This window comes from Streptomyces sp. NPDC096136 (assembly GCF_044763325.1).
Classification (GTDB): Bacteria; Actinomycetota; Actinomycetes; order Streptomycetales; family Streptomycetaceae; genus Streptomyces.
Map to the genome: position 1 here is coordinate 292,355 of NZ_JBIWFZ010000004.1, position 24,832 is coordinate 317,186.

Annotated in this window: 25 protein-coding genes; 14 read left to right on the plus strand and 11 right to left on the minus strand. The window is 72.3% G+C overall.

Annotation, left to right across the window (positions count from 1 at the left end; genetic code table 11):
• The first annotated feature begins 51 nt into the window (after positions 1–51).
• On the plus strand, positions 52–630 hold the full coding sequence (locus tag ACIRBY_RS10520; protein WP_403898925.1) for a dienelactone hydrolase family protein: 579 nt from the start codon (positions 52–54) through the stop codon (positions 628–630).
• 72 nt (positions 631–702) lie between these two features.
• Here ACIRBY_RS10520 and ACIRBY_RS10525 read toward each other — a convergent pair whose 3' ends face one another.
• The 5 genes from ACIRBY_RS10525 to ACIRBY_RS10545 form a co-directional block, all read right to left on the minus strand.
• On the minus strand, positions 703–1,665 hold the full coding sequence (locus ACIRBY_RS10525) for a zinc metalloprotease (RefSeq protein WP_403899588.1): 963 nt from the start codon (positions 1,663–1,665) through the stop codon (positions 703–705).
• A gap of 232 nt (positions 1,666–1,897) precedes the next feature.
• Positions 1,898–3,577: an alkaline phosphatase D family protein gene (locus ACIRBY_RS10530; protein WP_403898928.1), complete on the minus strand. Its 1,680-nt coding sequence runs from the start codon at positions 3,575–3,577 to the stop codon at positions 1,898–1,900.
• Positions 3,578–3,705: 128 nt separating this feature from the next.
• Complete coding sequence (locus ACIRBY_RS10535; protein ID WP_403898931.1) at positions 3,706–4,500, minus strand: DsbA family protein; 795 nt, start codon at positions 4,498–4,500, stop codon at positions 3,706–3,708.
• A gap of 47 nt (positions 4,501–4,547) precedes the next feature.
• Positions 4,548–5,237, minus strand: a complete 690-nt coding sequence (locus ACIRBY_RS10540) for a hypothetical protein (RefSeq protein WP_403898934.1) — start codon at positions 5,235–5,237, stop codon at positions 4,548–4,550.
• Positions 5,238–5,357: 120 nt separating this feature from the next.
• The gene (locus ACIRBY_RS10545) at positions 5,358–6,683 is read right to left on the minus strand and encodes a DUF2252 domain-containing protein (RefSeq protein ID WP_403898937.1); all 1,326 of its coding nucleotides are present in this window, start codon (positions 6,681–6,683) and stop codon (positions 5,358–5,360) included.
• A gap of 169 nt (positions 6,684–6,852) precedes the next feature.
• Between ACIRBY_RS10545 and dnaE the strand changes: the two genes are divergently transcribed.
• On the plus strand, positions 6,853–10,392 hold the full coding sequence (gene dnaE, locus ACIRBY_RS10550) for a DNA polymerase III subunit alpha (RefSeq protein ID WP_403898940.1): 3,540 nt from the start codon (positions 6,853–6,855) through the stop codon (positions 10,390–10,392).
• 99 nt (positions 10,393–10,491) lie between these two features.
• On the opposite strand, the gene ACIRBY_RS10555 is transcribed toward dnaE, so the two are convergent.
• Positions 10,492–10,659, minus strand: a complete 168-nt coding sequence (locus tag ACIRBY_RS10555) for a hypothetical protein (RefSeq protein ID WP_366451407.1) — start codon at positions 10,657–10,659, stop codon at positions 10,492–10,494.
• A gap of 212 nt (positions 10,660–10,871) precedes the next feature.
• On the opposite strand from ACIRBY_RS10555, the gene ACIRBY_RS10560 reads away from it, so the two are divergent.
• Genes ACIRBY_RS10560 through ACIRBY_RS10575 form a run of 4 tightly spaced genes read left to right on the plus strand, consistent with a single transcriptional unit; the run spans position 10,872 to position 14,676 of the window.
• Positions 10,872–12,158 (plus strand): NYN domain-containing protein, encoded by a 1,287-nt coding sequence (locus tag ACIRBY_RS10560; RefSeq protein ID WP_403898944.1) that lies wholly within the window; start codon positions 10,872–10,874, stop codon positions 12,156–12,158.
• Positions 12,159–12,186: 28 nt separating this feature from the next.
• Positions 12,187–13,224: an ABC transporter ATP-binding protein gene (locus ACIRBY_RS10565; protein WP_403898947.1), complete on the plus strand. Its 1,038-nt coding sequence runs from the start codon at positions 12,187–12,189 to the stop codon at positions 13,222–13,224.
• Complete coding sequence (locus ACIRBY_RS10570; RefSeq protein ID WP_403898950.1) at positions 13,221–14,000, plus strand: ABC transporter permease; 780 nt, start codon at positions 13,221–13,223, stop codon at positions 13,998–14,000. Before ACIRBY_RS10565 ends, ACIRBY_RS10570 begins: the two co-directional genes overlap by 4 nt.
• 49 nt (positions 14,001–14,049) lie before the next feature.
• Positions 14,050–14,676 (plus strand): hypothetical protein, encoded by a 627-nt coding sequence (locus tag ACIRBY_RS10575; protein WP_403898954.1) that lies wholly within the window; start codon positions 14,050–14,052, stop codon positions 14,674–14,676.
• Positions 14,677–14,720: 44 nt separating this feature from the next.
• On the opposite strand, the gene ybaK is transcribed toward ACIRBY_RS10575, so the two are convergent.
• The 3 genes from ybaK to ACIRBY_RS10590 are packed head-to-tail and all read right to left on the minus strand — an operon-like array spanning position 14,721 to position 17,596.
• Positions 14,721–15,215: a Cys-tRNA(Pro) deacylase gene (gene ybaK, locus ACIRBY_RS10580; RefSeq protein WP_403898957.1), complete on the minus strand. Its 495-nt coding sequence runs from the start codon at positions 15,213–15,215 to the stop codon at positions 14,721–14,723.
• A 4-nt stretch (positions 15,216–15,219) separates the two neighbouring features.
• Positions 15,220–15,960: an LON peptidase substrate-binding domain-containing protein gene (locus ACIRBY_RS10585; RefSeq protein WP_403898960.1), complete on the minus strand. Its 741-nt coding sequence runs from the start codon at positions 15,958–15,960 to the stop codon at positions 15,220–15,222.
• A 34-nt stretch (positions 15,961–15,994) separates the two neighbouring features.
• Positions 15,995–17,596 carry an oxidoreductase gene (locus ACIRBY_RS10590; protein ID WP_403898963.1) on the minus strand — a complete coding sequence of 534 codons (1,602 nt, stop codon included), beginning with the start codon at positions 17,594–17,596 and terminating at the stop codon, positions 15,995–15,997.
• Between the two features lie 122 nt (positions 17,597–17,718).
• Here ACIRBY_RS10590 and hisD point away from each other — a divergent pair, with 122 nt between their 5' ends.
• From hisD to hisF, 8 genes are read left to right on the plus strand one after another with little or no spacing between them, the layout of a single operon-like run.
• Complete coding sequence (hisD, locus tag ACIRBY_RS10595) at positions 17,719–19,041, plus strand: histidinol dehydrogenase (protein ID WP_403898966.1); 1,323 nt, start codon at positions 17,719–17,721, stop codon at positions 19,039–19,041.
• Positions 19,038–20,150, plus strand: coding sequence for a histidinol-phosphate transaminase (locus ACIRBY_RS10600; RefSeq protein WP_403898969.1), 1,113 nt, complete (start codon positions 19,038–19,040; stop codon positions 20,148–20,150). Before hisD ends, ACIRBY_RS10600 begins: the two co-directional genes overlap by 4 nt.
• A complete protein-coding gene (gene hisB / locus ACIRBY_RS10605) occupies positions 20,147–20,740 on the plus strand; it encodes an imidazoleglycerol-phosphate dehydratase HisB (protein ID WP_403898972.1) in 594 nt (197 codons plus the stop codon). The genes ACIRBY_RS10600 and hisB overlap by 4 nt, the downstream gene beginning before the upstream one ends.
• A gap of 2 nt (positions 20,741–20,742) precedes the next feature.
• The gene (locus tag ACIRBY_RS10610) at positions 20,743–20,910 is read left to right on the plus strand and encodes a hypothetical protein (protein WP_403898975.1); all 168 of its coding nucleotides are present in this window, start codon (positions 20,743–20,745) and stop codon (positions 20,908–20,910) included.
• Positions 20,907–21,548, plus strand: coding sequence for an imidazole glycerol phosphate synthase subunit HisH (hisH, locus tag ACIRBY_RS10615; RefSeq protein ID WP_403898977.1), 642 nt, complete (start codon positions 20,907–20,909; stop codon positions 21,546–21,548). Before ACIRBY_RS10610 ends, hisH begins: the two co-directional genes overlap by 4 nt.
• Positions 21,548–22,279 (plus strand): bifunctional 1-(5-phosphoribosyl)-5-((5-phosphoribosylamino)methylideneamino)imidazole-4-carboxamide isomerase/phosphoribosylanthranilate isomerase PriA, encoded by a 732-nt coding sequence (gene priA / locus ACIRBY_RS10620; RefSeq protein WP_403898980.1) that lies wholly within the window; start codon positions 21,548–21,550, stop codon positions 22,277–22,279. The genes hisH and priA overlap by 1 nt, the downstream gene beginning before the upstream one ends.
• Complete coding sequence (locus tag ACIRBY_RS10625; protein WP_403898983.1) at positions 22,276–22,662, plus strand: RidA family protein; 387 nt, start codon at positions 22,276–22,278, stop codon at positions 22,660–22,662. The genes priA and ACIRBY_RS10625 overlap by 4 nt, the downstream gene beginning before the upstream one ends.
• On the plus strand, positions 22,659–23,414 hold the full coding sequence (gene hisF, locus ACIRBY_RS10630; protein ID WP_042818645.1) for an imidazole glycerol phosphate synthase subunit HisF: 756 nt from the start codon (positions 22,659–22,661) through the stop codon (positions 23,412–23,414). Before ACIRBY_RS10625 ends, hisF begins: the two co-directional genes overlap by 4 nt.
• A gap of 63 nt (positions 23,415–23,477) precedes the next feature.
• Here the strand turns inward: hisF and ACIRBY_RS10635 are convergent, their stop codons facing one another.
• Complete coding sequence (locus ACIRBY_RS10635) at positions 23,478–23,927, minus strand: hypothetical protein (RefSeq protein WP_403898987.1); 450 nt, start codon at positions 23,925–23,927, stop codon at positions 23,478–23,480.
• A 192-nt stretch (positions 23,928–24,119) separates the two neighbouring features.
• Positions 24,120–24,752 (minus strand): TIGR03085 family metal-binding protein, encoded by a 633-nt coding sequence (locus ACIRBY_RS10640; protein ID WP_403898990.1) that lies wholly within the window; start codon positions 24,750–24,752, stop codon positions 24,120–24,122.
• Positions 24,753–24,832: the final 80 nt, after the last annotated feature.

Genomic DNA, 24,832 nt, shown 5'->3' on the forward strand with positions numbered 1-24,832 from the left:
ACCTATCCACCGGGCGCCGCCGGACTCCCCCCTTCGCCGGGCAATGGCACGATGGGACCCATGAACATCATGCTCTTCCACTCGACGTACGGGCTGCGGCCCGCGGTGCACGCGGCGGCCGACCGGCTGCGCGCCGCCGGACACCGGGTCCAGGTGCCCGACCTCTTCGAGGGCCGTACGTTCGAGACGTTCGAGGAGGGCGTGGCCCACCTGGAGGAGGTGGGCCGCGACGAGCTGCTCAAGCGGGCGGTGCTGGCTTCGGCGCCCTTCTCCGACCAGGGCCTGGTCTACGCCGGTTTCGACTTCGGCGGCTCCGTCGCCCAGCACCTGGCGCTGGCCGACGACAAGGCGCGCGGGCTGCTGCTCCTGCACGGCACGGCGGACCTGGAGGACGGCGCCTCGGCCGACGAACTGCCGGTGCAGCTGCACATGGCGGACCCGGACCCCTTCGAGACGCACGACTGGCTGACCGCCTGGTACCTGAGGATGCGGCGGGCCGGGGCCGACGTGGAGATCCACAGCTATCCGGGTGCCGGGCACCTGTTCACGGACCCGGACCTGGACGACTACGACGCGGACGCCGCCGGGGAGGTCTGGCGGATCGCGCTGGCGTTCCTCGACAGCCTGTAGGGGACGCGGGAACGGGACAGGGCCCGGCGCTGGGAGCGCCGGGCCCTGTCGTGTGCGGAGCGGTGCGCGCGATCAGGCGCGGTAGGCGCTCCACATGCTCTTCATGCGCGACACCTGGCCGGCGGTGAACTGGTACATGCAGGAGTCGTACGTGTAGTCCATGAAGTTGTGGATCGGGTCCACACCGGCCTTGGTGGTGCAGGAGTCACGGCCGGTCGGGCACTCGAAGGCCGCGCTCTTCTCGGCCGGGGTGTCGGAGACGGAGTCGCCACTGCCCGAGCAGCCGCCCTGGAAGGTGTGGTACAGGCCCATCCAGTGGCCGACCTCGTGGGTGGCGGTGTCGCCCTCGTTGTAGTTGGCGGAGGAGCCGCCGGGCAGCGAGGAGTTGAGGATGACCACGCCGTCCATCTTCGGGGCGGAGGCGTAGGAGCTCGGGAAGGTCGCCCAGCCGAGCAGGCCGCCGCCGAGGTTGGCGGTGTAGAGGTTGAGCGCGTTCTTGCCGCCCTTGCGCAGGGCGTTCTTCATGTCCGTCTCGGCCTGGGTGCCGTCGGAGACGTTGTACCAGGTGGCGTTGTCGGTGTAGTCCGTGCCGGCCAGGGAGAACTGGTAGCCGGAGTCGACGTTGCCGTTGCCCTTGCCGCTGTAGGCGGCGTTGAGGACGTTGATCTGGTTGGTGATGTCCGTGGCGGTCAGCTTGCCCTGGGTGCCGTTCGTGATCACGTGGACGTACACCGGGATGGTGGTGGCGGCCGCCACGGAGCTGATGCCTTCGCGGGCGCCGTAGACCTGCTGCGGCGACAGCTGCATCTGGCTGAGCTTCTTCGTCAGGTCCGCGTCCATGGCCTTGGTCTGGGCCTCGGACAGCTCGTTGGGCTCGGCCGCGTGGTTGTCCTTGGGCTTCGCGACACGGGCGTTGGCAGGGGCGGAGCCCTGCTCGGCACAGGCCTCGGCGCCGGTCTTGGGGGCCGCGGCGACGGAGGTGGGGGCCGTCAGCGGGGCGAACGCCAGGGTGGAGGCCAGGACGGCCGTACCCATGAGGCGGCGGCGGAGAAGGGGGGATATGCGGGCAACAGCGCGCACGGTGACTCCTCGGCAAGCGTGGTGGGGGGTGAGGTATTTCCTCACGCTGGCCGGAAGTTTATGTGTGCATGTCATTCACTTCGCAAGTACCCGGAAGTTAAAGATTTGTTGCCTGGGGTACATCCGGGGCTCCTGGTCTGCACCAGGAGCCCCGTTGCGCAAGAGATTTGACGGTATGTCAGGAAGATCAGCGGACGGGCTGGTCGACCCGCTCCACCTTCTGCGTGCCGTTCAGGGTGCGGTACGAACGGGCCCAGGACGAGGTCGCGTCCTGGCGCCGCTTGTCCGAGACCACGTAGTAGTCCATCTGTGAGCGCTCGGCCGTCACGTCCAGCACACCGTAGCCGTGCGAGTCCATGTCCAGCCACTTCACATGCCAGTTCGCGGCCTTGATGGCCGATTCCGCCACCAGGGAGACCGTGTGCGGCAGCACGTGGAGCGTGTCGTCTATGTTGTCCGAGGTCACCGAGGTCACCACGAACTCGGTCGCCACCGTGCCCGAACCGGGGTAGGTCGCCATGTTCACCGGGACGTCGTTCGCCCAGGCCATGTGGATGTCGCCGGTCAGGAACACCGTGTTCTTGATGTTCCGGTCCTTCAAGTGGCCCAGGAGCTCCTTGCGATCGTCCGTGTAGCCGTCCCACTGGTCCGTGTTGACCGCGAGGCCGCCCTCGGGCAGGCCCAGCAGGTGCGTCAGGGGCTGGAGCAGGTGCGCGGGGAGCGAGCCGAAGGCCACCGGCGAGATCATCACCGAGGTGCCGACCAGCTTCCAGGCGGCCGTGGAGCCCGCCAGGCCGGCCTTCAGCCAGTCCAGCTGCGCCCGCCCGGTGATGGTGCGCTCCGGGTCGTCCACCGCACCGCTGCCGGCCTTGGCCTGCTCCGAGCGGAAGGAGCGCAGGTCCAGCAGGTGCAGGTCGGCCAGGTTGCCGAAGCGCAGGCGACGGTACACGGTACCCGCGATGGAGGCGCGCACCGGCATCCACTCGAAGTACGCCTGCTTGGCGGCGGCCGCGCGGGCCGCCCAGTCGCCCTCGGTCGCCGGGGTGTGGTTGGTGGCGCCGCCGGACCAGGCGTTGTCGGCGAACTCGTGGTCGTCCCAGATGGCCACGATGGGGTGGGCCGCGTGCAGCGCCTGGGCGTCGCGGTCCGTCTTGTACTGGCCGTGCCGGGTGCGGTAGTCGGCCAGCGTGATGATCTCGTTCTTCGGCTCGTGCTGGCGTACGACGTACTTGGCCGCCGGGTACTCGCCGGTCTGGTACTCGTAGATGTAGTCGCCCAGGTGCAGGACCGCGTCCAGGTCGGTGCGGGCGGCCAGGTGCCGGTACGCCGAGAAGTAGCCGGACTCCCAGTTGGAGCAGGAGACCACGCCGAAGCGCACGCCGGCGGTGCTCGCGTCGGCCGCGGGGGCGGTCAGGGTGCGGGCGACCGGGGAGACGGTGGCGCCGGCGGTGAAGCGGTACCAGTACGGGGTGTGCGGGCGCAGGCCGCGCACGTCCACCTTGACGGTGTGGTCGGAGGCGGCGCTCGCGGTGGCGGAGCCGCGCGCGACCACGCGGGAGAAGGCCTTGTCCTCGGCCACCTCCCAGCCCACCGCGGTGTCCGGGCCCAGGCCGGAGCCGGGGACGGCCTCGGGGGCGGGGGTGACGCGCGTCCACAGCAGGATGCCGTCGGGCAGCGGGTCGCCGGAGGCGACGCCGTGCAGGAAGGCGGGGGCGGACCCGGCCGCCCGGGCGGTGGTGGCGCCCAGGGCGATCGGCGCCAGGGCCGCCGTGGCGGCGGCGGCCAGGACGACCGTGCGGCGGCGCGGGTGCGCCGCGCCCGCGGCGGAATCCGCCGCAGGGGAAAGGGGGGTGAGATGACTGGTCACGGGTGGTCATATTACTGATCGGTATGTGGCCGGGAACAGTCACTGAACGACAACGGGCGGGCGAACTTTGGGAGTTCGCCCGCCCGTTATCGGCGGTAATGCGGAGGAAGGGCCCGCCTGCCGGCCGGTCAGCCCGCGAGCGCCTTGTCGATCGCCGCGGTGAACGCCTCCGGGGTGGCCGGGGTGTCGATCTTCTTGCCGTCCATCTTCAGCGTCGGGGTGCCCGTCACGCCGGACTTGTCGAAGGCCTTCGACATGTCCATCGCCCACCGGTCGTAGGTGCCGTCCTCGACGGCCTTCTTGAACTCGGCGTTGCCCTTGAGGGCCGGGACCGTGTCCGCGACCTTCAGCAGGTAGTCGTCCTTGGCGAAGCTGTCGACCCGCTCGTCGGGGTGCAGCGCCTTGGAGTAGAGGGCGGCCTTGTAGTCGAGGAAGGCCTGCGGGCTCACGTTCAGCGCCGCGCCCAGGGCGCTCAGCGCGTTCTTCGAGCCCTCGCCCTTGGCGCCGTTGTCGATGAAGGTGGCGCCGTAGTAGTGGAGCTTGAACTTGCCCGCGTCCACGTCCTTCTTGACCTGCTCGCCGACCGACTGCTCGAAGGCGGCGCACGCCGGGCAGCGCGGGTCCTCGTAGAGCTCCAGGGTCTTCTTCGCCTCGGGCTTGCCGATGACCACGGTCAGGCCGTCCTCGCCCTCGGTGTTCTTCGGCTTGACCAGCGTGGCCGTGGCGGCCTTCTCCCAGTAGCCGGGCTGGTTGGACTGCACGACCGCGTAGCCGACGCCGCCGGCCAGGGCGAGGGCGGCGACGACGCCGCCGGCCACGAACACCTGGCGGCGGGCCTTGTCCTTCTTCGCCTGCTTCTCGCGCTCGACGCGCAGCTTCTCGCGGGCGGCGGCCTTGTTCTGCTGGCTGTTGCGGGAACTCATGGTGATCTCCGTGGGAGGTGGGTGGGAGGGGACTGTCCTGCGTACGGTCAGGCGCTCGCGAGCGCCGTCCGTACGGGAGGTCCCCGCCGGCCCACGGAGTGCGCGGGGAAGCGGGTGCGGGCCGCCGTGCCCGGAAGCGGCGGGCGCAGCGCCCGCCGGGCCCGGCCGGGCCCGGCCGCCGCCGAGGCGGCGGCCAGCAGCAGCGGCCGGAAGGCGAAGGCGGCCACGGCGCGCAGCAGCCGCACCAGGGCCCGCTCGCCGCGGCGCAGCCAGGCGGCGGCGAGCAGCCCGACGCCGACGTGGGCGCCGAGCAGCAGCCAGGGCGTCCACGGCCCGGGGGCGGCCAGCAGCGCGGCCGGATCGCCGGCGGGCCCGGCCACCTCGGCCAGCCGCCCGCCCACCGGGGTCCCGCCGCAGAGCCCGTCCAGGCCCAGCGCGTGCAGCGGCCCGGAGACCGGCCCGCCGGCGGGGCCGTAGCAGACGCGCTGCCCGGCGGTGAAGACCGTGTCGGCCGCCAGCTCCAGCGGGACCAGCAGCCCGGCGATCGGCCCGAAGCCCCGCTCGCGGCCGGCCAGGGAGTAGGCGATCGCGAAGACCCCGGCGAAGGCGCCGCCGATCAGCGCGGGCGGCAGCGGCACCCGGGACAGGAGCACGTGGGAGCCCGCCGAGAGCAGCACGACGAGCGCGCTGAACAGCGCGGCCCGCAGCCCCCGGATCCTCGCCCCTGATATGTCCATCGCCGCGAGTCTGTCATGGGTTCCTGTGAGGGCGCGGGGACGGGGTGCCCTGTCGGCCGGATCCCGCCCCCCGATCCGGCCGGTGCACGGCCCCCGCACCGGGTCCCGGCCCCGCAGGGCCTACGGCATGATCCGGCCGTTGCGGAAGAGGTCCACGAAGATCTGGTGGTCGGCGCGCGCCCGGGCCCCGTAGGCGTGGGCGAAGTCGACCAGGAGCTTCGGGAAGCCCTCCTCGTCGGCGGCGATCGCCGCGTCGATGGCGCGCTCGGTGGAGAAGGGGACCAGGGACTGGCCGCTCTCCGCCTCGTCGGCCGAGGCGTGCATGGTGGCCGTGGCCCGGCCGAGGTCCGCGACCACGGCCGCGATCTCCTCCGGGTCGTCCAGGTCCGACCAGTCCAGGTCCACCGCGTACGGGGAGACCTCCGCGACCAGCTGCCCGGCCCCGTCCAGCTCGGTCCAGCCCAGCCACGGGTCGGCGTGCGCCTGGAGGGCCCGCTGGGAGATCACCGTGCGGTGCCCCTCGTGCTGGAAGTACTCGCGCACCGCCCGGTCGGTGACGTGCCGGGAGACGGCCGGGGTCTGCGCCTGCTTGAGGTAGATCACGACGTCGTTCTCCAGGGCGTCGCTGTGCCCCTCCAGCAGGATGTTGTACGAGGGGAGCCCGGCCGAGCCGATGCCGACGCCCCGGCGGCCCACCACGTCCTTGACCCGGTAGGAGTCCGGGCGCACGAGGGACTCCTCCGGGAGGGTCTCCAGGTACCCGTCGAAGGCGGCCAGCACCTTGTAGCGGGTGGCCGCGTCCAGCTCGATGGCCCCGCCGCCCTCGGAGAAGCGGCGCTCGTGGTCGCGGATCTCGGTCATCGAGTCCAGCAGGGCGAAGCGGGTGCGCGCGCGGGCGTCGCGCAGGGCGCCCAGCAGGGGGCCCTCGGCGGTGTCCAGGGTGAAGGAGGGGACCTCCTCGTTCTTGGCGCCCGTCGCCAGCTGGTGGATGCGCTCGCGGTAGGCGGCCGCGTAGGTCCGCACCAGGGAGCTGATCTGCTCGTCGCTGAGCGCCTTGGTGTAGCCGATCAGGGCGACGGAGGCGGCGAAGCGCTTGAGGTCCCAGGTGAAGGGGCCGACGTAGGCCTCGTCGAAGTCGTTGACGTTGAAGACCAGCCGGCCGTTGGAGTCCATGTACGTGCCGAAGTTCTCGGCGTGGAGGTCGCCGTGGATCCAGACCCGGCCGGTGCGCTCGTCCAGGAAGGGGCCGCCGTGGCGGTCGCGCTCCAGGTCGGCGTAGAAGAGGCAGGCCGTGCCCCGGTAGAAGGCGAAGGCCGAGGCCGCCATCTTCCGGAACTTGACCTGGAAGGCCGAGGGGTCGGCGGCGAGCAGCTCACCGAAAGCGGTGTCGAACACATCGAGTATCTGCTCGGCGCGCTGCTCGTCGGTCGTCTCGGGAACCGCCATGGCGGATGCCTCCTGGTGCACGGGGTGGTACGGGTTCTGACCGACTGGACGTCGGACGTGTGTTCCTGGTTCTGCAACGCCCGACCGTATCGCTCCGTGCCCCGGATCTGTCACTCGTGGGACGTAGGATTCATAGCTGCCGCCCCTCTCTCCTCCGGAGGCCCCCACCGTGTCCAAGACGCCGTTCACGCACCTGCACGTCCACACCCAGTACTCGCTGCTGGACGGTGCCGCTCGGCTGAAGGACATGTTCGCCGCCTGCAATGAAATGGGCATGTCGCACATCGCGATGTCCGACCACGGAAACCTTCACGGCGCGTACGATTTCTTCCACTCCGCCCAGAAGGCCGGGATCACCCCGATCATCGGTATCGAGGCGTATGTCGCGCCCGAGTCCCGACGCAACAAGCGGCGCATCCAGTGGGGCCAGCCGCACCAGAAGCGGGACGACGTCTCCGGTTCCGGCGGTTACACGCACAAGACGATCTGGGCGGCGAACAGCACCGGCCTGCACAACCTCTTCCGGCTGTCCTCCGACGCCTACGCCGAGGGCTGGCTGACCAAGTGGCCCCGCATGGACAAGGAGACCATCGCCCAGTGGTCGGAGGGCCTGATCGCCTCCACCGGCTGCCCCTCCGGCGAGGTGCAGACGCGACTGCGCCTGGGCCAGTTCGACGAGGCGGTCAAGGCGGCCTCGGACTACAAGGACATCTTCGGAGAGGGCCGCTACTTCCTGGAGCTGATGGACCACGGCATCGAGATCGAGCGCCGGGTCCGCGACGGGCTGCTGGAGATCGGCAAGAAGCTCGGCATCCCGCCGCTGGTCACGAACGACTCCCACTACACGTACGCCCACGAGGCCGGCGCCCACGACGCCCTGCTCTGCATCCAGACCGGCAAGAACCTCTCCGACCCGGACCGCTTCCGCTTCGACGGCTCCGGCTACTACCTGAAGTCCACGGACGAGATGTACGCCATCGACTCCTCGGACGCCTGGCAGGAGGGCTGCGCCAACACCAGGCTGGTGGCGGAGCAGGTCGACACCGAGGGCATGTTCAAGTTCCGCAACCTCATGCCGAAGTTCGACATCCCCGAGGGCCACACCGAGGTCAGCTGGTTCCGCGAGGAGACCATGCGCGGCATGCACCGCCGCTACCCCGGAGGCATCCCGGACGACCGGATGAAGCAGGCCGAGTACGAGATGGACACGATCATCTCGATGGGCTTCCCCGGCTACTTCCTCGTGGTCGCCGACTTCATCATGTGGGCCAAGAACCAGGGCATCGCGGTCGGCCCCGGCCGAGGCTCCGCGGCCGGCTCGATCGTCGCGTACGCCATGGGCATCACCGACCTCGACCCGCTCACCCACGGCCTGATCTTCGAGCGCTTCCTGAACCCCGAGCGCGTCTCCATGCCCGACGTCGACATCGACTTCGACGAGCGTCGGCGCGTCGAGGTGATCCGGTACGTCACGGAGAAGTACGGCCAGGACAAGGTCGCCATGATCGGCACCTACGGCACCATCAAGGCCAAGAACGCGATCAAGGACTCCGCCCGCGTCCTCGGCTACCCGTACGCCATGGGCGACCGCCTCACCAAGGCCATGCCCGCCGACGTCCTCGGCAAGGGCATCCCGCTCTCCGGCATCCTCGACCCCTCGCACCCCCGCTACGGCGAGGCCGGCGAGATCCGCGGGATGTACGAGAACGAGCCCGACGTGAAGAAGGTCATCGACACCGCCCGCGGCGTCGAGGGCCTGGTCCGCCAGATGGGCGTGCACGCCGCCGGCGTGATCATGTCCAGCGAGACGATCACCGACCACGTGCCCGTCTGGGTCCGGCACACGGACCAGGTGACCATCACCCAGTGGGACTACCCGAGCTGCGAGTCGCTCGGCCTGCTGAAGATGGACTTCCTCGGCCTGCGCAACCTCACGATCATGGACGACGCCGTCAAGATGGTGAAGGCCAACAAGGGGATCGACATCGACCTCCTGGCCCTCCCGCTCGACGACCCCAAGACCTTCGAGCTCCTCGGCCGCGGCGACACCCTCGGCGTCTTCCAGTTCGACGGCGGCCCCATGCGCTCCCTGCTGCGCCTGATGAAGCCCGACAACTTCGAAGACATCTCCGCCGTGTCCGCGCTCTACCGCCCGGGCCCGATGGGCATGAACTCGCACACGAACTACGCCCTGCGCAAGAACAAGCAGCAGGAGATCACCCCGATCCACCCGGATCTGGAGAAGCCGCTCGAAGAGGTGCTCGCGGTCACCTACGGCCTGATCGTCTACCAGGAGCAGGTCCAGAAGGCCGCCCAGATCATCGCCGGCTACTCGCTCGGCGAGGCCGACATCCTGCGCCGCGTCATGGGCAAGAAGAAGCCCGAGGAGCTCGCGAAGAACTTCACGATCTTCCAGGAGGGCGCCCGCAAGAACGGCTACACCGACCAGGCCATCCAGGCCCTCTGGGACGTCCTGGTCCCCTTCGCCGGCTACGCCTTCAACAAGGCCCACTCGGCCGCGTACGGCCTGGTCTCCTACTGGACCGCCTACCTCAAGGCGAACTACCCCGCCGAGTACATGGCGGGCCTGCTCACCTCGGTCAAGGACGACAAGGACAAGTCCGCGATCTACCTCAACGAGTGCCGGCGCATGGGCATCAAGGTGCTCCCGCCGAACGTCAACGAGTCCGAGTCCAACTTCGCCGCCCAGGGCGACGACGTGATCCTCTTCGGCCTGACCGCCGTCCGCAACGTCGGCCAGAACGTCGTCGACTCGATCATCAAGACCAGGAAGTCCAAGGGGAAGTACTCCTCCTTCCCCGACTTCCTCGACAAGGTCGAGGCCGTCGTCTGCAACAAGCGCACCATCGAGTCGCTGATCAAGGCCGGCGCCTACGACGAGATGGGCCACACCCGCAAGGGCCTGGTCGCCCACCACGAATCGATGATCGACAACGTGGTCGCGGTCAAGCGCAAGGAGGCCGAGGGACAGTTCGACCTCTTCGGCGGAATGGGTGACGAGGAGAGCAGCGAGCCCGGGTTCGGCCTCGACGTGGAGTTCTCGGACGTCGAGTGGGAGAAGTCCTACCTGCTCGCCCAGGAGCGCGAGATGCTCGGCCTCTACGTCTCCGACCACCCGCTCTTCGGCCTGGAGCACGTCCTCTCCGACAAGACGGACGCCGGCATCTCCCAGCTCACCGGCGGAGAGCACTCCGACGGCGCCGTCGTCACCATCGGCGGCATCATCTCCGGCCTCCAGCGCAAGATGACCAAGCAGGGCAACGCCTGGGCCATCGCCACCGTCGAGGACCTCGCCGGCTCCATCGAGTGCATGTTCTTCCCGGCCACCTACCAGCTCGTCTCCACCCAGCTGGTCGAGGACACCGTGGTCTTCGTCAAGGGCCGCCTCGACAAGCGCGAGGACGTCCCCCGCCTGGTCGCGATGGAGATGATGGTCCCCGACCTCTCCTCCGCCGGCACCAACGCCCCCGTCGTCCTCACCATCCCCACCGTCAAGGTCACCCCGCCGATGGTCACCCGACTGGGCGAGATCCTGCGCCACCACAAGGGCAACACCGAGGTGCGGATCAAGCTCCAGGGACCGCGCACCACCACCGTGCTGCGCCTCGACCGGCACCGGGTCCAGCCCGACCCGGCCCTCTTCGGCGACCTCAAGGTGCTGCTCGGCCCCTCCTGCCTGGCCGGCTAGCCCGGACGGGCGAAGAGCCCGCCGCACGCACGGGAAGGGGGCCCGCCCCGGCACTGCCGGGGCGGGCCCCCTTCCGCTGTCACCGTTCGCGCGGAGGCGTCAGTTGTGGCCGAAGCGCTTCGACTTGCTCTTGTGCGCCATGTCCAGCGGACTGGGCGACTGCGACGGGCGGTCGTCCGAGGTCTCCGTCGAGCCCTTCGGCATGTCCTGCCCGCCCGAGCGCGGCTGCTGCTTCGCCGGCTGCTTCTGGTTCTTGTTCTTGGCCATGGGATGCCTCCGTGGGGGGTGTAGGGGCCAGGGCCGCCTTCACCCTCACACACCGCAACAAAGCGCGCATTTTGGATCATTGCCGTGCGTAGTGGCCCCTCCCGCGGGGCTTCCCGGGAGATACGCCACGCCGGTGATCCAGTTCCGGCCGTCAACGCCCTTGCGGTCGGGCAGACTCGGGGAAAACCTGTCGAGGACCCCCACGGAAGAGGGTGGAACGCGTGGACCGCTGCGTCGTCCTGGTGGATGCCGGATACCTGCTGGGCGCCGCCGCGAGCCTCCTGGCGGGTGAACCCTCGCGCTCCCGCATCACCGTCGACCACTCCGCCCTCATCCAGGGCCTGCGCGAGCGCGCCGAGGCCGACACCCAGCAGCCCCTCCTGCGGATCTACTGGTTCGACGGCGCCCCCGACCGGGTGCCCCAGCCCGAGCACCGCCGGCTGCGCGTCATGCCCCGCGTCACCGTCCGCCTGGGCGCCCTGACCCGCAGCGACGGCCGCTGGGCCCAGAAGGGCGTCGACGCCGCCATGCACGCCGAGCTCACCGAACTCGCCCGCAACCGCGCCTGCTCCGACGTCGTCCTCGTCACCGGCGACGGCGACCTGCTGCCCGGGCTGATGTCCGCCAAGGAACACGGCGTCGCCGTCCACCTGTGGGCCGTCCAGGCCGCCGACGGGGACTACAACCAGTCCGAGGACCTCGTCGCCGAGGCCGACGAGCGCCGCGTCCTCGACCGCGCCTGGATCACCCGCGCCGTCCGCGCCCGGGACCTCGCCGGACTCTGCCCCCCGCCGCCCGCCCCGCGCCCCGAGATCGCCGCGATCCTCTCCGCCCCGCTGCCCGAGGCCGCGCTCGCCGAGGCCGCCCGCAACGGCGCCCCGCCCGCCCCCGCACCCTCCGCGACCGGAGCCCCGGCCGTCCCGGCACCCGCCGGCGAGGGACCCAAGCCCTCCGTTCCCACCCCCAAGGACCTCGCCGCCCTGCGCGCCCCCGGCCAGGGGCACGCCGCCCACGCCCACCCCACCGCCAGTCCGGCCGGCAGCGCCCTGCGCTGGTCCTCCGACAAGGGCTGGATCGACCGCCCCGGCCCGCTGGGCGAACCCGCCGAGACCGCCTCCCTGCCCACCCTGGCCCAGCTCACCAGCGCCGAACAGCGCTGGGCCGACCGCGAGGAGGACATCACCACCGTCGGCGGCGACCCGTTCGAGGTCGGACAGGTCTTCGCCCGCCGCTGGATGGAACGCCTCCCGGAAGCCGTCCACCTGCAGAAGCTCGCCACCATGTACCCGCGCGTCCCGCACCGCATCGACGGGGAGCTGCTGCGCTACGCCGCCCGCTTCGGGCTCCTCGCGCACAAGGACGACCAGATCGACGAGCACGACCGCTACGCCATCCGCGCCGGGTTCTGGAGGGAGATCGACGTGCGCGCCGCGGCCGAGCACGTGGGCGGAGCGGGCGCCTCCGTATCCGTGGCGCCGATGACCCCGGCGGCCGAGTAGGGGCGGAAGCCGCGTAGGCTGCTCCCTCGTGAGTACGGGCACAGCACAGGCAGGGCACACCACGGCAGAGGCCGCAGGGGCGGTTTCCGGGGTGGTCTGCGCGGTGCGTGACCTCGTCAAGACGTACCCCGCCGTACGCGGCCGGCGCGGCGCGCCCGCCCTGCCCGAGACCCGGGCCACCGACGGGATCTCCCTGGAAGTCCGGCGCGGCGAGATCTTCGGACTCCTCGGCCCCAACGGCGCCGGCAAGTCCACCCTGGTCCGCCAGCTGACCGGGCTGCTGCGCCCCGACGCCGGCTCCGTCACCCTGCTGGGCCACGACATCGTCCGCCACCCCGAGCGGGCCTCGCGCCTCCTGGCCTACCTGGGCCAGGAGTCCACCGCCCTCGACGAGCTCACCGTCGCGCTGGCCGCCGAGACCACCGGCCGGCTGCGCGGCCTCGACACCCGCGCCGCCCGGGCCGCACGGGACGAGGTCCTGGAGGAGCTCGACCTGACCGGGATCGCCGGGCGCCCCCTGAAGAAGCTCTCCGGCGGCCAGCGGCGCCTCGCCTGCTTCGCCGCCGCGCTGGTGGGGGAGCGGCCGCTGCTCGTCCTCGACGAACCCACCACCGGCATGGACCCGGTCGCCCGGCGCGCCGTCTGGGCCGCCGTCGACCGGCGCCGCGACCGCACCGGCACCACCGTGCTGCTGGTCACCCACAACGTCATCGAGGCGGAGACGGTCCTCGACCGGGTCGCCGTCATCGACCAGGGCAGGGTCATCGCCTGCGACACCCCGGCCGGCCTCAAGGCCCGGGTCTCCGACGAGGTCCGCCTGGAGCTGGTGTGGCGCACCGCCGCCCCGCTGGAGGTGCCCGAGGTCGCCGCGCTGGCCCCGCTGGCCGCCGAGTCCGGACGCCGCTGGGTGCTGCGGCTCGGCCAGGACGAGGCCCGCGCCGCCGTCGCCGCCGTGACCGGCGGCAAGGCCTTCGCCGCCCTCGACGATTTCACGTTGGCCACGCCGAGCCTGGAGGACGTGTACCTCGCGCTGGGCGGTCGGATGAAGGGTCTGGTCAAGTCGTGACCGCCGCTGCCGCCCCCGCCCCCGCCGCCCTGGGCCCCCGGGCGCGGCTGCTCCCCGCCCTCGCGGCCGTCTACCGCGCCCAGCTGTCCCGGGCGCGGGTGTCGCGCATCCCGCTGCTCTTCGTGGCCACCTTCCAGTCCGTCGGGATCATGGTCCTGATGCGGGGCGTGGTCGACGGCGGCTCCGAGGCGCGGGCGGTCGTCGCCGGCTCCTCGGTCCTGGTCGTCGCCTTCGTCGCCCTCAACCTCCTGGCCCAGTACTTCGGCCAGCTCCGGGCCGGCGGCGGACTCGACCACTACGCCACCCTGCCGGTCCCGCCCGCCTCCGTGGTGCTGGGCGCGGCCGCCGCGTACGCCTCCTTCACCCTGCCGGGGACCCTGGTGACCGCCGTCTTCGGGTGCGTGCTCTTCGGGCTGCCCCTGGGCGGGCTGTGGATCCTGGCCGCGGTGGTGCCGCTGGCCGGGGCCGCGCTGGCCGGGCTCGGCGCGGCCCTGGGCCTGCTGGCACCCCGGCAGGAGCTGGCCACCCTGGCCGGACAGCTGGGCATGTCCGCGGCGCTGCTGCTCGGGGTGCTGCCCGCCGAGCGGATGCCCGGGGTCGTCGTCTGGGCGCGCGACCTGCTGCCCTCCACGTACGGGGTGGAGGCCTTCGCCCGGACCTTCGCCCCGCACCCGGACTGGGCCGCGGTCCTCGCCGACCTCGGCGTGTGCGCCGCGGTGGGCGTCCTCTCCCTCGCCGTCGCCACCTGGGCGTACCGGCGGGCGGCGGTCCGCTGACACCACGGCCGGGCGGTCCCTCCTTTACAAGACCTGGCACGATGTGGGGGTGACCGAAGCCGTGACCCCGATGCCGCCGCCTCCGCCGCCCGCCGGCCTCCCCGACCAGGAGCCCGCCGTCACCCCGGCGGACGTCCGCGACGGGGCCGCCATCACCCTGCTGGTGGGCGCCTCCGGCGCGCTCCTCGCACTGCTGTGGGTATGGCTCGCGCCGCGCGTCCAGTACGTCGCCCACGGCCAGGCCGTCTTCCTGAAGAACACCGAGGGCGAGGGCCGGATCGGCGCCGACGGCACCTTCTTCCTGCTGTCGCTCGGCCTGGGCGCGCTGAGCGGGCTCGCGGTCTTCCTGTGGCGGCGGCGCGGGGGCGTCGCGCTCGTGATCGGCCTCACCGTCGGCTCGTGCTTCGCCGCCCTGCTGGGATGGCGGATGGGACTCTGGCTCGGGCCGGGCACCGACGTGGCCGTCGCGGCGGCCAAGGCCGGCGAGGGGGTGCCGTTCGACGCGCCGCTCCAGCTGCTGGCGTACGGGGTGCTGCTGGGCTGGCCGATGGCCGCCACCCTGACCCACCTGTGCCTGACGGCCGCCTTCGGCCCCCGGGACCCCGTCCCCTCCCCCTGGGAGGGCACGTACCCCCCGCCCCACGTCCACGCGGACTCCAAGCCGCCGCAGGGCTGAGGGCCGTTCCGCTCCCCGCCCCGCCCCTCCTCGTTCCCGGGGCGCTAGGCGCGGGCGATCGGGGCGAGTACCGCACCCGTGAGGGTCGCCAGGGACGACGGGGCCAGCTCGACCTCCAGGCCCCGGCGGCCCGCCGAGACGCAGATGGTGGCGTGGCCGGAGGCGGTGGCGTCGAGGACCGTCGGCAGCCGCTTGCGCTGCCCCAGCGGAGAGATGCCGCCCCGGACGTACCCCGTGGTGCGCTCGGCCAGGGCCGGGTCGGCCATCGCCGCCCGCTTCCCGCCCACCGCGGCCGCCAGCGCCTTCAGGTCCAGGGACCCCGACACCGGGACCACCGCCACCGTCAGCGCCCCGTCGACCTCCGCGACCAGGGTCTTGAAGACCTGCTCCGGCGACACGCCCAGGGCCTCGGCGGCCTCCTCGCCGTAGGAGGGGTGCGACGGGTCGTGCTCGTAGGCGTGGGTGGTGAACGCGACGCCGGACGCCGTCAGCGCCGTGATGGCGGGGGTACCGGCCGTCTGCTGCTTCTTCTTCGCCATGGCCTCAGTTCGGGCTCGTCGGGGCGCGGGTCAGGTCCACCGCGGGAAGGGACGGGAGGTGGCGGATCACCGCCGTCTCGGTACGGAGCAGCTTCAGCTCCTCCGCCAGCCGCGTCGCGGTGTCCGGCGCCTGGAGGAGGCGCTGCTTCGCCGGGATGTCCAGCACGGCCGCGGCCGCCACCAGGTACGACACCACCGACGGCTCGTCCGGCAGGTCCGGCGCCGCCGCCAGGGACCGCTCCCGCGCCCCCGCCAGCCGCTTCTGGTAGCTGCGGAAGGCCCGCAGCACCCCCTCGGACAGGGCGCCCGCACCCTCCCCGGCGTCCTCCGCGAGCTCCTCCAGCTCGGCGACGAGGAAGGGCCCCGACGCGTCGACCGACAGCAGCCGCACCCGCGTCGTACCCGTGGCCAGGACCTCGAAGCTGCCGTCCTCCCGCTCCCGGATCGTCGCCGCGTCCGCGATGCAGCCCACCCGGTGGAACGCCTGGATCGGGTCGGCGCCGAAGCCCGCCGCCGGGCCCTTCTCGGGCAGGGCCGTCGGGTCGGGCAGCCCGGGCGCGGTCGGCGCCACCTCCCGGCCGTCGCGGATCGCCACGACGGCGAACCGGCGCGGCTCGTCCTCACCGAGCTTCAGCAGCTCGCGCATCATGGCGCGATACCGCTCCTCGAAGACGTTCAGCGGCAGCACGAGGCCCGGGAACAGTACCGAGTTCAGTGGGAAGAGGGGCAGGCGAACGGTGGTCACGACCCACAGGGTAGTGGCCGCGGAGGCCGGGCCGTCACCCCCGCCGCAGCAGCCGCGACGCGCCCGCGGCCGCCGTCGTGGCCAGGATCCACCCCAGCAGGACCAGCGCCGCCGACGCCCACTGCCAGACCCCCTGCGCCTTCCACTGGCCCTCCTGGCCCAGGTCGATCACCGGCAGCAGGAGGTCGAGGGCGTACAGGGCCGCGTTCCAGGCCGGGTGCTCGTCCGCCTTGAGCGGCTCCGGGCGGTGCCGCAGGAACAGCAGGGTGCCCGCCGCCCACAGGACCGCCATCCACAGCGCCGCCCGCCCCGGCCGGTACCCGTAGAGCACCGTCCAGTCCTGGAGGTACCCCCACGCCCGCCCGGCGGGCGACAGCGTGGCCCGCCGCCGGCGCTCCCTGGCCAGCAGCACCTCGCGGGCGTCCGCGTCCTCCCCGCGGGCCCTCAGGACGGCGGCCAGCCGCTCGTACGGCTCCGGCGAGTAGTCCGGGCCGGCCGCGGCGGCCCATTCCAGGCGCCGCGCCAGCGGGAAGTGCCCCCGGGGCGCGAGGGTCTCGTAGACGAAGCCCTCCATGGACAGCCGGCCCGGACCGGGCCAGCTCGTCGAGCGGTCCACCAGCCGCACCACCTTCGCCCCGGACAGCACCACCCGGCCCTGCTCCGGCGCCTCCCCGACGAAGCGCAGCTCCGGCGTCTGGATCCGCCGCAGCGCGACCTCCTGCTCCGGTCGGAGCTCGAAGCGGGCGGAGTGGAAGTCGACGGAGTCCCCGAAGCGGCCGTCGTCGAGCCGCAGCCCGCCCCGGCACTCGAACGGCCGCGTCGGGACGCCCCGCGTGGGGGTCGCGCTCCAGTCGTACGGGCGCGACGGGTCCCCGGTCGCGGGCCCCAGGGCGGCGGAGGTCAGGTAGAGGGTGCGCTCGACCGTGAGGGTGGGGGCGTTCAGGGCGCGCCGGCCGTACGGGTTGCGCAGCCGGGCCCCGCGCAGGCTCATCGAGGCGCCGACCCGGGCCCCGCGCAGGCTGACCTCGCCGTTCGTCTCCAGCAGATCGGCCTGCAGGTCCTGCGCGACCACCAGCCCGTCGGCGGCGATCGCCCGCCCCCGCCCGTCCCGCTGCACGACGGAGCCGCCGAGCAGCAGGTCGGTGCCGATCTGCGCGTCGGTCAGCCGGATCCCCCGCGCCACCCGGCAGCGCGCCAGGTGCAGGTCGCCCTCGGTGTGCAGCCGGGCCGCCTCCAGACGCGGGACCGCGCAGTTGTCGAGCCGCAGGGTGCCGAAGCGGGTCTCCGACAGCTGGACCTCCTGGTCGAAGCGGCAGGAGCGGATCTCCACGTACGGGGCGACCGTGCCGCCGGACAGGTCCAGCCGGCCGGTGATCTGCGCGCCGCGCAGCTTCAGGCAGCCGACCCGGCCGGGCACCGGCGCGGGCCCGGCGAGCAGCAGGTGGGCCACCACCGCCGCCCGGACCCGCCGCTCGGGGCCCCAGGGCGGCCCCTCGTGCGGGTCGTCCCGTTCGGCCGAGCGGGCGCTCAGATCGCAGACCGTGCCCGCCCGGAAGGTCTCCCACATGCGCCGCTCGGGCTCCGTGAGGTCGTCCGGACGCCCGTCCGCGTGCACCCGTGCCTGCGTGTCCGCCATGGCAGCCCCCCGCCGTCATCTCCGTGTAGGGGAACGCTAGAGGGAGGCGGTGACGTCCGGGGCGTGTATCAGCCAGTGATACGGGCGGACGGTGGTGGGAGCCGGTCTGAGAGAATTGGGGGGTGATCTCTCGTATCGACCTGCGCGGTGACGCCCTCCCCGAGGGTGGCGCCCTGCGCGATCTGCTGCCCCGTGCCGAGTTCGACGTGGAAGCCGCCCTGGAGAAGGTGCGGCCCATCTGCGAGGACGTCCATCATCGTGGCACGGCGGCGTTGATCGAGTACGCGCGGAAGTTCGACGGCGTCGAGCTCACGCAGGTCCGGGTACCCGCGCAGGCCCTCACGGCCGCCCTGGAACAGCTGGACCCGGCCGTCCGCGCCGCCCTGGAGGAGTCCATCCGGCGCGCCCGGATCGTCCACCGCAACCAGCGGCGCACCGAGCACACCACCCAGGTGGTCCCCGGCGGAACCGTGACCGAGAAGTGGGTTCCGGTCGAGCGCGTCGGCCTGTACGCGCCCGGCGGCCGCTCCGTGTACCCCTCGTCCGTCGTCATGAACGTCGTCCCCGCCCAGGAGGCCGGCGTCGAGTCCATCGCGCTCGCCTCCCCTCCGCAGAGGGAGTTCGGCGGCCTGCCGCACCCCACCATCCTCGCCGCCTGCGCACTGCTCGGCGTGGACGAGGTGTACGCGGCCGGCGGCGCCCAGGCCGTCGCGATGTTCGCGTACGGCACCGACGAGTGCGCCCCCGCGAACATGGTCACCGGCCCCGGCAACATCTGGGTCGCCGCCGCCAAGCGCTACTTCACCGGGAAGATCGGCATCGACACCGAGGCCGGCCCGACCGAGATCGCCGTCCTCGCCGACTCCACGGCCGATCCGGTGCACGTCGCCGCCGACCTGATCAGCCAGGCCGAGCACGACCCGATGGCCGCCGCCGTGCTCGTCACCGACTCCGCCGAGCTCGCGGACGCCGTCGAGGAGGAGCTGGAACCCCAGGTCGCGGCCACCAAGCACGTCGAGGACCGGATCAAGCCGGCCCTCGCCGGCAAGCAGTCCGCGATCGTCCTGGTCGACGACCTGGAAGCCGGCCTCAAGGTCGTCGACGCCTACGGCGCCGAGCACCTGGAGATCCAGACCGCCGACGCCGCGGCGTGGGCCGCCCGCGTCCGCAACGCCGGCGCGGTCTTCGTCGGCCCCTGGGCGCCCGTCTCCCTCGGCGACTACTGCGCCGGCTCCAACCACGTCCTGCCCACCGGCGGCTGCGCCTGCCACTCCTCCGGCCTGTCCGTGCAGTCCTTCCTGCGCGGCATCCACATCGTCGACTACACCCGCGACGCGCTCGCCGAGGTCACCCACCACGTGGTCACCCTCGCCGAGGCCGAGGACCTGCCCGCGCACGGCGCCGCCCTGAAGGCCCGCTTCGGATGGAAGGTGCCGAACCAGTGAGCACCCTCGGCATCGACGACCTGCCCATCCGCGACGAGCTCCGCGGCAAGACCCCCTACGGCGCCCCCCAGCTGGACGTCCCCGTCCAGCTGAACACCAACGAGAACCCCTACGCGCTCCCCGAGCCCCTGGTGCGCCGCATCGCCGAGCGCGTCGCCGAGGCCGCCCGCACCCTCAACCGCTACCCCGACCGGGACGCGGTCGAGCTGCGCACCGAGCTGGCCGCGTACCTCACCCGCACCGGCAGGCACCCGGTGGCCATGGAGAACGTCTGGGCCGCCAACGGCTCCAACGAGGTCCTCCAGCAGCTGCTCCAGACCTTCGGCGGCCCGGGGCGCACGGCGATCGGCTTCGAGCCCTCGTACTCGATGCACGCCCTGATCGCCCGCGGCACCGGCACCGGCTGGATCTCCGGCCCCCGCCGGGAGGACTTCACCATCGACGTGGAGGCCGCCGAGCAGGCCATCGCGGAGAACGCCCCCGACGTCGTCTTCATCACCTCGCCCAACAACCCCACGGGGACCGCGGTCGGGGCGGAGACGGTCCTCGCCCTCTACGAGGCCGCCCAGGCGGCCAAGCCGTCCCTGGTGGTCGTGGACGAGGCGTACGTCGAGTTCAGCCACCGCGACTCCCTCCTCCCGCTGATCGAGGGCCGCCCCCACCTGGTGGTCTCCCGGACCATGTCCAAGGCCTTCGGCGCCGCCGGCCTGCGCCTGGGCTACCTGGCCGCGCACCCCGCCGTGGTCGACGCCGTCCAGCTGGTGCGCCTGCCCTACCACCTGTCCGCCGTCACCCAGGCGACCGCCCTGGCCGCCCTGGAGCACACCGACACCCTGCTCGGCTACGTCGAGCAGCTCAAGTCCGAGCGGGACCGCCTCGTCGAGGAGCTGCGGGCCCTCGGCTACGAGGTCACGGAGTCCGACGCGAACTTCATCCAGTTCGGGAAGTTCGAGGACTCCCACACCGCTTGGCAGAAGATCCTCGACCAGGGCGTCCTGGTCCGGGACAACGGCGTACCGGGCCGGCTGCGGGTCACCGCGGGCACCCCGGCCGAGAACGACGCGTTCCTGGAAGCGGTTCGCGCACTGAAGAAGGAGCAGCAGGCATGAGCCGCATCGGACGGGTCGAGCGCACCACGAAGGAGACCTCGGTCCTCGTCGAGATAAACCTCGACGGCACCGGGCAGGTCGACGTCTCGACGGGCGTCGGCTTCTACGACCACATGCTCGACCAGCTCGGCCGCCACGGCCTCTTCGACCTCACGGTCAAGACGGACGGCGACCTGCACATCGACAGCCACCACACGATCGAGGACACCGCCCTCGCGCTGGGCGCCGCCTTCAAGCAGGCCCTCGGCGACAAGGTCGGCATCTACCGTTTCGGCAACTGCACCGTGCCCCTGGACGAGTCCCTCGCCCAGGTCACCGTGGACCTCTCCGGCCGCCCCTACCTCGTGCACACCGAGCCCGAGAACATGGCGCCGATGATCGGCGAGTACGACACGACGATGACCCGCCACATCCTGGAGTCCTTCGTCGCGCAGGCCCAGATCGCCCTGCACGTCCACGTCCCGTACGGCCGCAACGCCCACCACATCGTGGAGTGCCAGTTCAAGGCCCTGGCCCGCGCCCTGCGCTACGCCGCCGAGTTCGACCCGCGCGCGGCCGGCATCCTGCCCTCCACGAAGGGCGCCCTCTAGACGTGAACGGCCTCAACACCGTCCTGATCGTCCTCGGCCTGTTCCTGGCCGGGGGCGTCTACTCCTTCCAGAAGCAGAAGATGCCCAAGTCGGTGATCCTCCTGCTCGCCCTCGGCTCCGCCATGTGCCTGGCCGCGGGGATCCTGCGAATCCAGGGGATTTGGGAATGAGCGCAACGAAGAACGTCGTGGTCTTCGACTACGGCTTCGGCAACGTCCGCTCCGCCGAGCGCGCCCTCGCGCGCGTCGGCGCGGACGTCGAGATCACCCGCGACTACGACCGGGCCATGGACGCCGACGGCCTCCTCGTGCCCGGCGTGGGCGCCTACTCCGCCTGCATGCAGGGCCTCAAGGAGGCCCGCGGCGACTGGATCATCGGGCGCCGGCTCTCCGGCGGTCGGCCCGTCATGGGCATCTGCGTCGGCATGCAGATCCTCTTCGAGCGCGGCATCGAGCACGGCGTGGAGACCGAGGGCCTGGACGAGTGGCCCGGCACGGTCGGCCCGCTGAAGGCCCCCGTCGTCCCCCACATGGGCTGGAACACCGTCGAGGCGCCCGCCGACAGCCAGGCCTTCGCCGGCCTGGACGCCGACGCCCGCTTCTACTTCGTCCACTCCTACGCGGCCCACGACTGGACCCTGGAGGTCACCAACCCCAGGATCAGGGGCCCCAAGGTCACCTGGGCCACGCACGGCGAGCGCTTCGTCGCGGCGGTGGAGAACGGGGCCCTGTGGGCCACCCAGTTCCACCCCGAGAAGTCCGGCGACGCCGGCGCCCAGCTCCTCACCAACTGGATCGAGACCCTGTGATGACCGCACCCACGCTCGAACTCCTCCCCGCGGTCGACGTCCGCGACGGCCAGGCCGTGCGCCTCGTGCACGGGGTCTCCGGCAGCGAGACCTCCTACGGCTCCCCGCTGGAGGCGGCCCTCGCCTGGCAGGCCTCCGGCGCCGAGTGGCTGCACCTCGTCGACCTGGACGCCGCCTTCGGCACCGGCGACAACCGCGCCCTGGTCGCCGAGATCACCCGCGCCATGGACATCAAGGTCGAGCTGTCCGGCGGCATCCGCGACGACGCATCGCTCGCCGCGGCCCTCGCCACCGGCTGCACCCGCGTCAACCTCGGCACCGCCGCCCTGGAGACCCCCGAGTGGGCCGCCAAGGCCATCGCCGAGCACGGCGACCGGATCGCCATCGGCCTGGACGTGCGCGGCACCACCCTCAAGGGCCGCGGCTGGACCAGCGAGGGCGGCGACCTCTACGAGACCCTCGCCCGCCTCGACTCCGAGGGCTGCGCCCGCTACGTCGTCACCGACATCGGCAAGGACGGCACCCTCAGCGGCCCCAACCTGGAGCTGCTGAAGAACGTCTGCGCGGCCACCGACCGGCCCGTCGTCGCCTCCGGCGGGGTCTCCTCCCTGGACGACCTGCGGGCCCTGTCCGGGCTCGTCCCCCTGGGCGTCGAGGGCGCCATCGTCGGCAAGGCCCTGTACGCCAAGGCCTTCACCCTGGAAGAGGCGCTGGAGGCGGTCCGCGCATGAGCTCCTCCGACGTACGCCGGATCTCCTCCGGCGGCCCCTACGAGGACGTGATCGGCTACTCCCGCGCCGTCGCCCTCCCCAACGGCCTGGTCCTGGTCTCCGGCTGCACCGCGGCCGACGCGGGCGGCCCCTACGACCAGACGGTCAAGGCCTTCGAGGTCGCCTTCAAGGCGCTCGCCGAGGCCGGCATGGGCCCCGAGCACGTCGTCCGCACCCGGATGTACCTCACCCACGCCCGGGACGTCGACGAGGTGGGCCGCGCCCACAAGACCCTCTTCGACACCGTCCGCCCCGCCGCCTCCATGATCATCGTCAATGGCTTCGTCGACCCGGGCATGGTCGTCGAGGTGGAGGTCGAGGCCTTCAAGGAGGTCGCGCGATGAGCCTCGCCGTACGGGTGATCCCCTGCCTGGACGTGGACAACGGCCGCGTCGTGAAGGGCGTCAACTTCCAGAACCTGCGCGACGCCGGCGACCCGGTGGAGATGGCCAGGCTGTACGACGCCGAGGGCGCCGACGAGCTGACCTTCCTCGACATCACCGCCTCCTCCGGCAACCGGGAGACCACGTACGACGTGGTGCGCCGGACCGCCGAGCAGGTCTTCATCCCGCTCACGGTCGGCGGCGGCGTGCGCACCGCCGAGGACGTGGACAAGCTGCTGCGGGCCGGTGCGGACAAGGTGGGCGTGAACACGGCCGCCATCGCCCGCCCCGAGCTGATCCGGGAGATCGCCGAGCGTTTCGGCCGCCAGGTGCTGGTGCTGTCGGTCGACGCCCGCCGTACCGGGTCCGGCTCCTTCGAGGTCACCACCCACGGCGGCCGCCGGGGGACCGGCCTCGACGCCGTCGAGTGGGCGCACCGCGCGGCCGAGCTGGGCGCCGGGGAGATCCTGCTGAACTCCATGGACGCCGACGGCACCAAGGACGGCTACGACACCGAGATGATCGCCGCCGTCCGCAAGCACGTCACCGTCCCGGTGATCGCCTCCGGCGGCGCCGGCCGGCTGGAGCACTTCCCGCCCGCCATCGAGGCGGGCGCCGACGCGGTGCTCGCGGCGTCGGTGTTCCACTTCGGCGACCTGCGGATCTCCGAGGTCAAGGCGACCCTGCGCGAGGCGGGCCACCCGGTCCGCTGACCGCCGCACCGGCCGGGGGACGCGGGGGAGCTCCCCGGGTCCCCCGGCCGGGCGGCCGGGCGGCTAGCGGACGTCGTCGAAGGAGTCCGCGCCGTCCTGCTGCCCGTGCTGGTCGTGCTCCTGCTGCTCCTGCTCCGGCTTCTGCTGCTTGTCCGCCTGCTGCTGCTCCGGCTTGCGCGCCTGCTGGAAGACCACGGAGGTGGCGTGGAAGTCACCGGCGCTCTCGCCCGGCTGGAGCGTGGCGACGGGCTCGCCGCCGCACTCCTCCTCCGCGAACAGCAGGGCCACCGAGTCGGTCTCGTTCACCGCTTCCACGACGTTGGACGCGGCGGACGGCAGGGCGTGGCATTTGTCCGCGCCCATGTCCTTGATCTGGCCGTTCTTCTCGGCGTTGCTCTGGTCGACGTACACGTAGTTGAGGGCCTTGCCGTCGTCGGCGAACGCCTGGGCTCCGGCGGGGAGGACCAGCGCGAGGGCTCCGGCGAGGGCGGCGGCGGTGGTGCGAAGACGCATGGGGGCTTCCGTTCCTTCCACGGGGACGACACCGAACCGGTCGGCATCCGTGACGGAGCGTAGGGACGGGGAGGCGTGCGGAAACCTTTTCCCCGGGGGCGCCATGCCCGTTTTCACCGGCCCGGCGGTACCGTGCTCCGCCGGGCGGTCGGACACGCGCAGTGACCCGCCCGCGGGCGGCGCGTCGAGGATTCAGATGCCCAGCTGGGCCACCGTCAGGCGGGACACGGCCTCCCGGTCGCCCTCCAGGTCCACCGAGGCGGCGGCCTGGCGGCCGAAGCAGAACAGCGTCAGCTCGCCCGGCTCGCCCGTCACCGTCACCACCGGCACGCCCTTGCGCGCCACCGCCGTACGCCCGTCCGGGCGGCGCAGCACCAGGCCCACCGGCGAGCGGCGGCCGGTCAGCCGGGCGAGCCGCTCCAGCCGGGACCAGAGCGCGTCCGAGAAGACCGGGTCCAGCTCCCGGGGCGACCAGTCAGGCTGGGCCCGGCGGACGTCCTCGGCGTGCACGTAGAACTCCACCGCGTTCGCCGCCTCGTCGACCTGCTTGAGCGCGTACAGGGACAGCTTCGGCGGACCGGTGCGGATCAGCTGGACGAGCTCCTCGTACGGCTTCGCCGCGTACTCGGCCATCGCCCGGTCGAGGCGGTCCTTGAGGGCCTTCAGCACCAGGCCGCCCGCCGCGTCCGGCCGGCGCTCGCGGACCACCACGTGCGCGGCCAGCTCCCGGCAGGTCCAGCCTTCGCACAGCGTCGGGGCCTGCGGCCCGGCGGCCTCCAACAGATCGGCCAAGAGCAGGCGTTCGCGCTTCGCATGGGTAGACATGCCGGCCAGCCTACGGCCGGAAGCCGCCCCGCGGCTGCCCATCAGGCGGACGGAGATCCATAACGGGTCCCGCGGCGCGG

Bases quoted from the DNA above. Each gene is read 5' to 3' on its own strand.
- ACIRBY_RS10520 (WP_403898925.1), top strand. From the start codon at position 52: ATGGGACCCATGAACATCATGCTCTTCCACTCGACGTACGGGCTGCGG.
- ACIRBY_RS10525 (WP_403899588.1), bottom strand. From the start codon at position 1,665: ATGGGTACGGCCGTCCTGGCCTCCACCCTGGCGTTCGCCCCGCTGACG.
- ACIRBY_RS10535 (WP_403898931.1), bottom strand. From the start codon at position 4,500: ATGAGTTCCCGCAACAGCCAGCAGAACAAGGCCGCCGCCCGCGAGAAG.
- ACIRBY_RS10540 (WP_403898934.1), bottom strand. From the start codon at position 5,237: ATGGACATATCAGGGGCGAGGATCCGGGGGCTGCGGGCCGCGCTGTTC.
- ACIRBY_RS10545 (WP_403898937.1), bottom strand. From the start codon at position 6,683: ATGGCGGTTCCCGAGACGACCGACGAGCAGCGCGCCGAGCAGATACTC.
- ACIRBY_RS10555 (WP_366451407.1), bottom strand. From the start codon at position 10,659: ATGGCCAAGAACAAGAACCAGAAGCAGCCGGCGAAGCAGCAGCCGCGC.
- ybaK (WP_403898957.1), bottom strand. From the start codon at position 15,215: ATGGCGAAGAAGAAGCAGCAGACGGCCGGTACCCCCGCCATCACGGCG.
- ACIRBY_RS10590 (WP_403898963.1), bottom strand. From the start codon at position 17,596: ATGGCGGACACGCAGGCACGGGTGCACGCGGACGGGCGTCCGGACGAC.
- hisB (WP_403898972.1), top strand. From the start codon at position 20,147: ATGAGCCGCATCGGACGGGTCGAGCGCACCACGAAGGAGACCTCGGTC.
- hisH (WP_403898977.1), top strand. From the start codon at position 20,907: ATGAGCGCAACGAAGAACGTCGTGGTCTTCGACTACGGCTTCGGCAAC.
- priA (WP_403898980.1), top strand. From the start codon at position 21,548: ATGACCGCACCCACGCTCGAACTCCTCCCCGCGGTCGACGTCCGCGAC.
- ACIRBY_RS10625 (WP_403898983.1), top strand. From the start codon at position 22,276: ATGAGCTCCTCCGACGTACGCCGGATCTCCTCCGGCGGCCCCTACGAG.
- hisF (WP_042818645.1), top strand. From the start codon at position 22,659: ATGAGCCTCGCCGTACGGGTGATCCCCTGCCTGGACGTGGACAACGGC.
- ACIRBY_RS10635 (WP_403898987.1), bottom strand. From the start codon at position 23,927: ATGCGTCTTCGCACCACCGCCGCCGCCCTCGCCGGAGCCCTCGCGCTG.
- ACIRBY_RS10640 (WP_403898990.1), bottom strand. From the start codon at position 24,752: ATGTCTACCCATGCGAAGCGCGAACGCCTGCTCTTGGCCGATCTGTTG.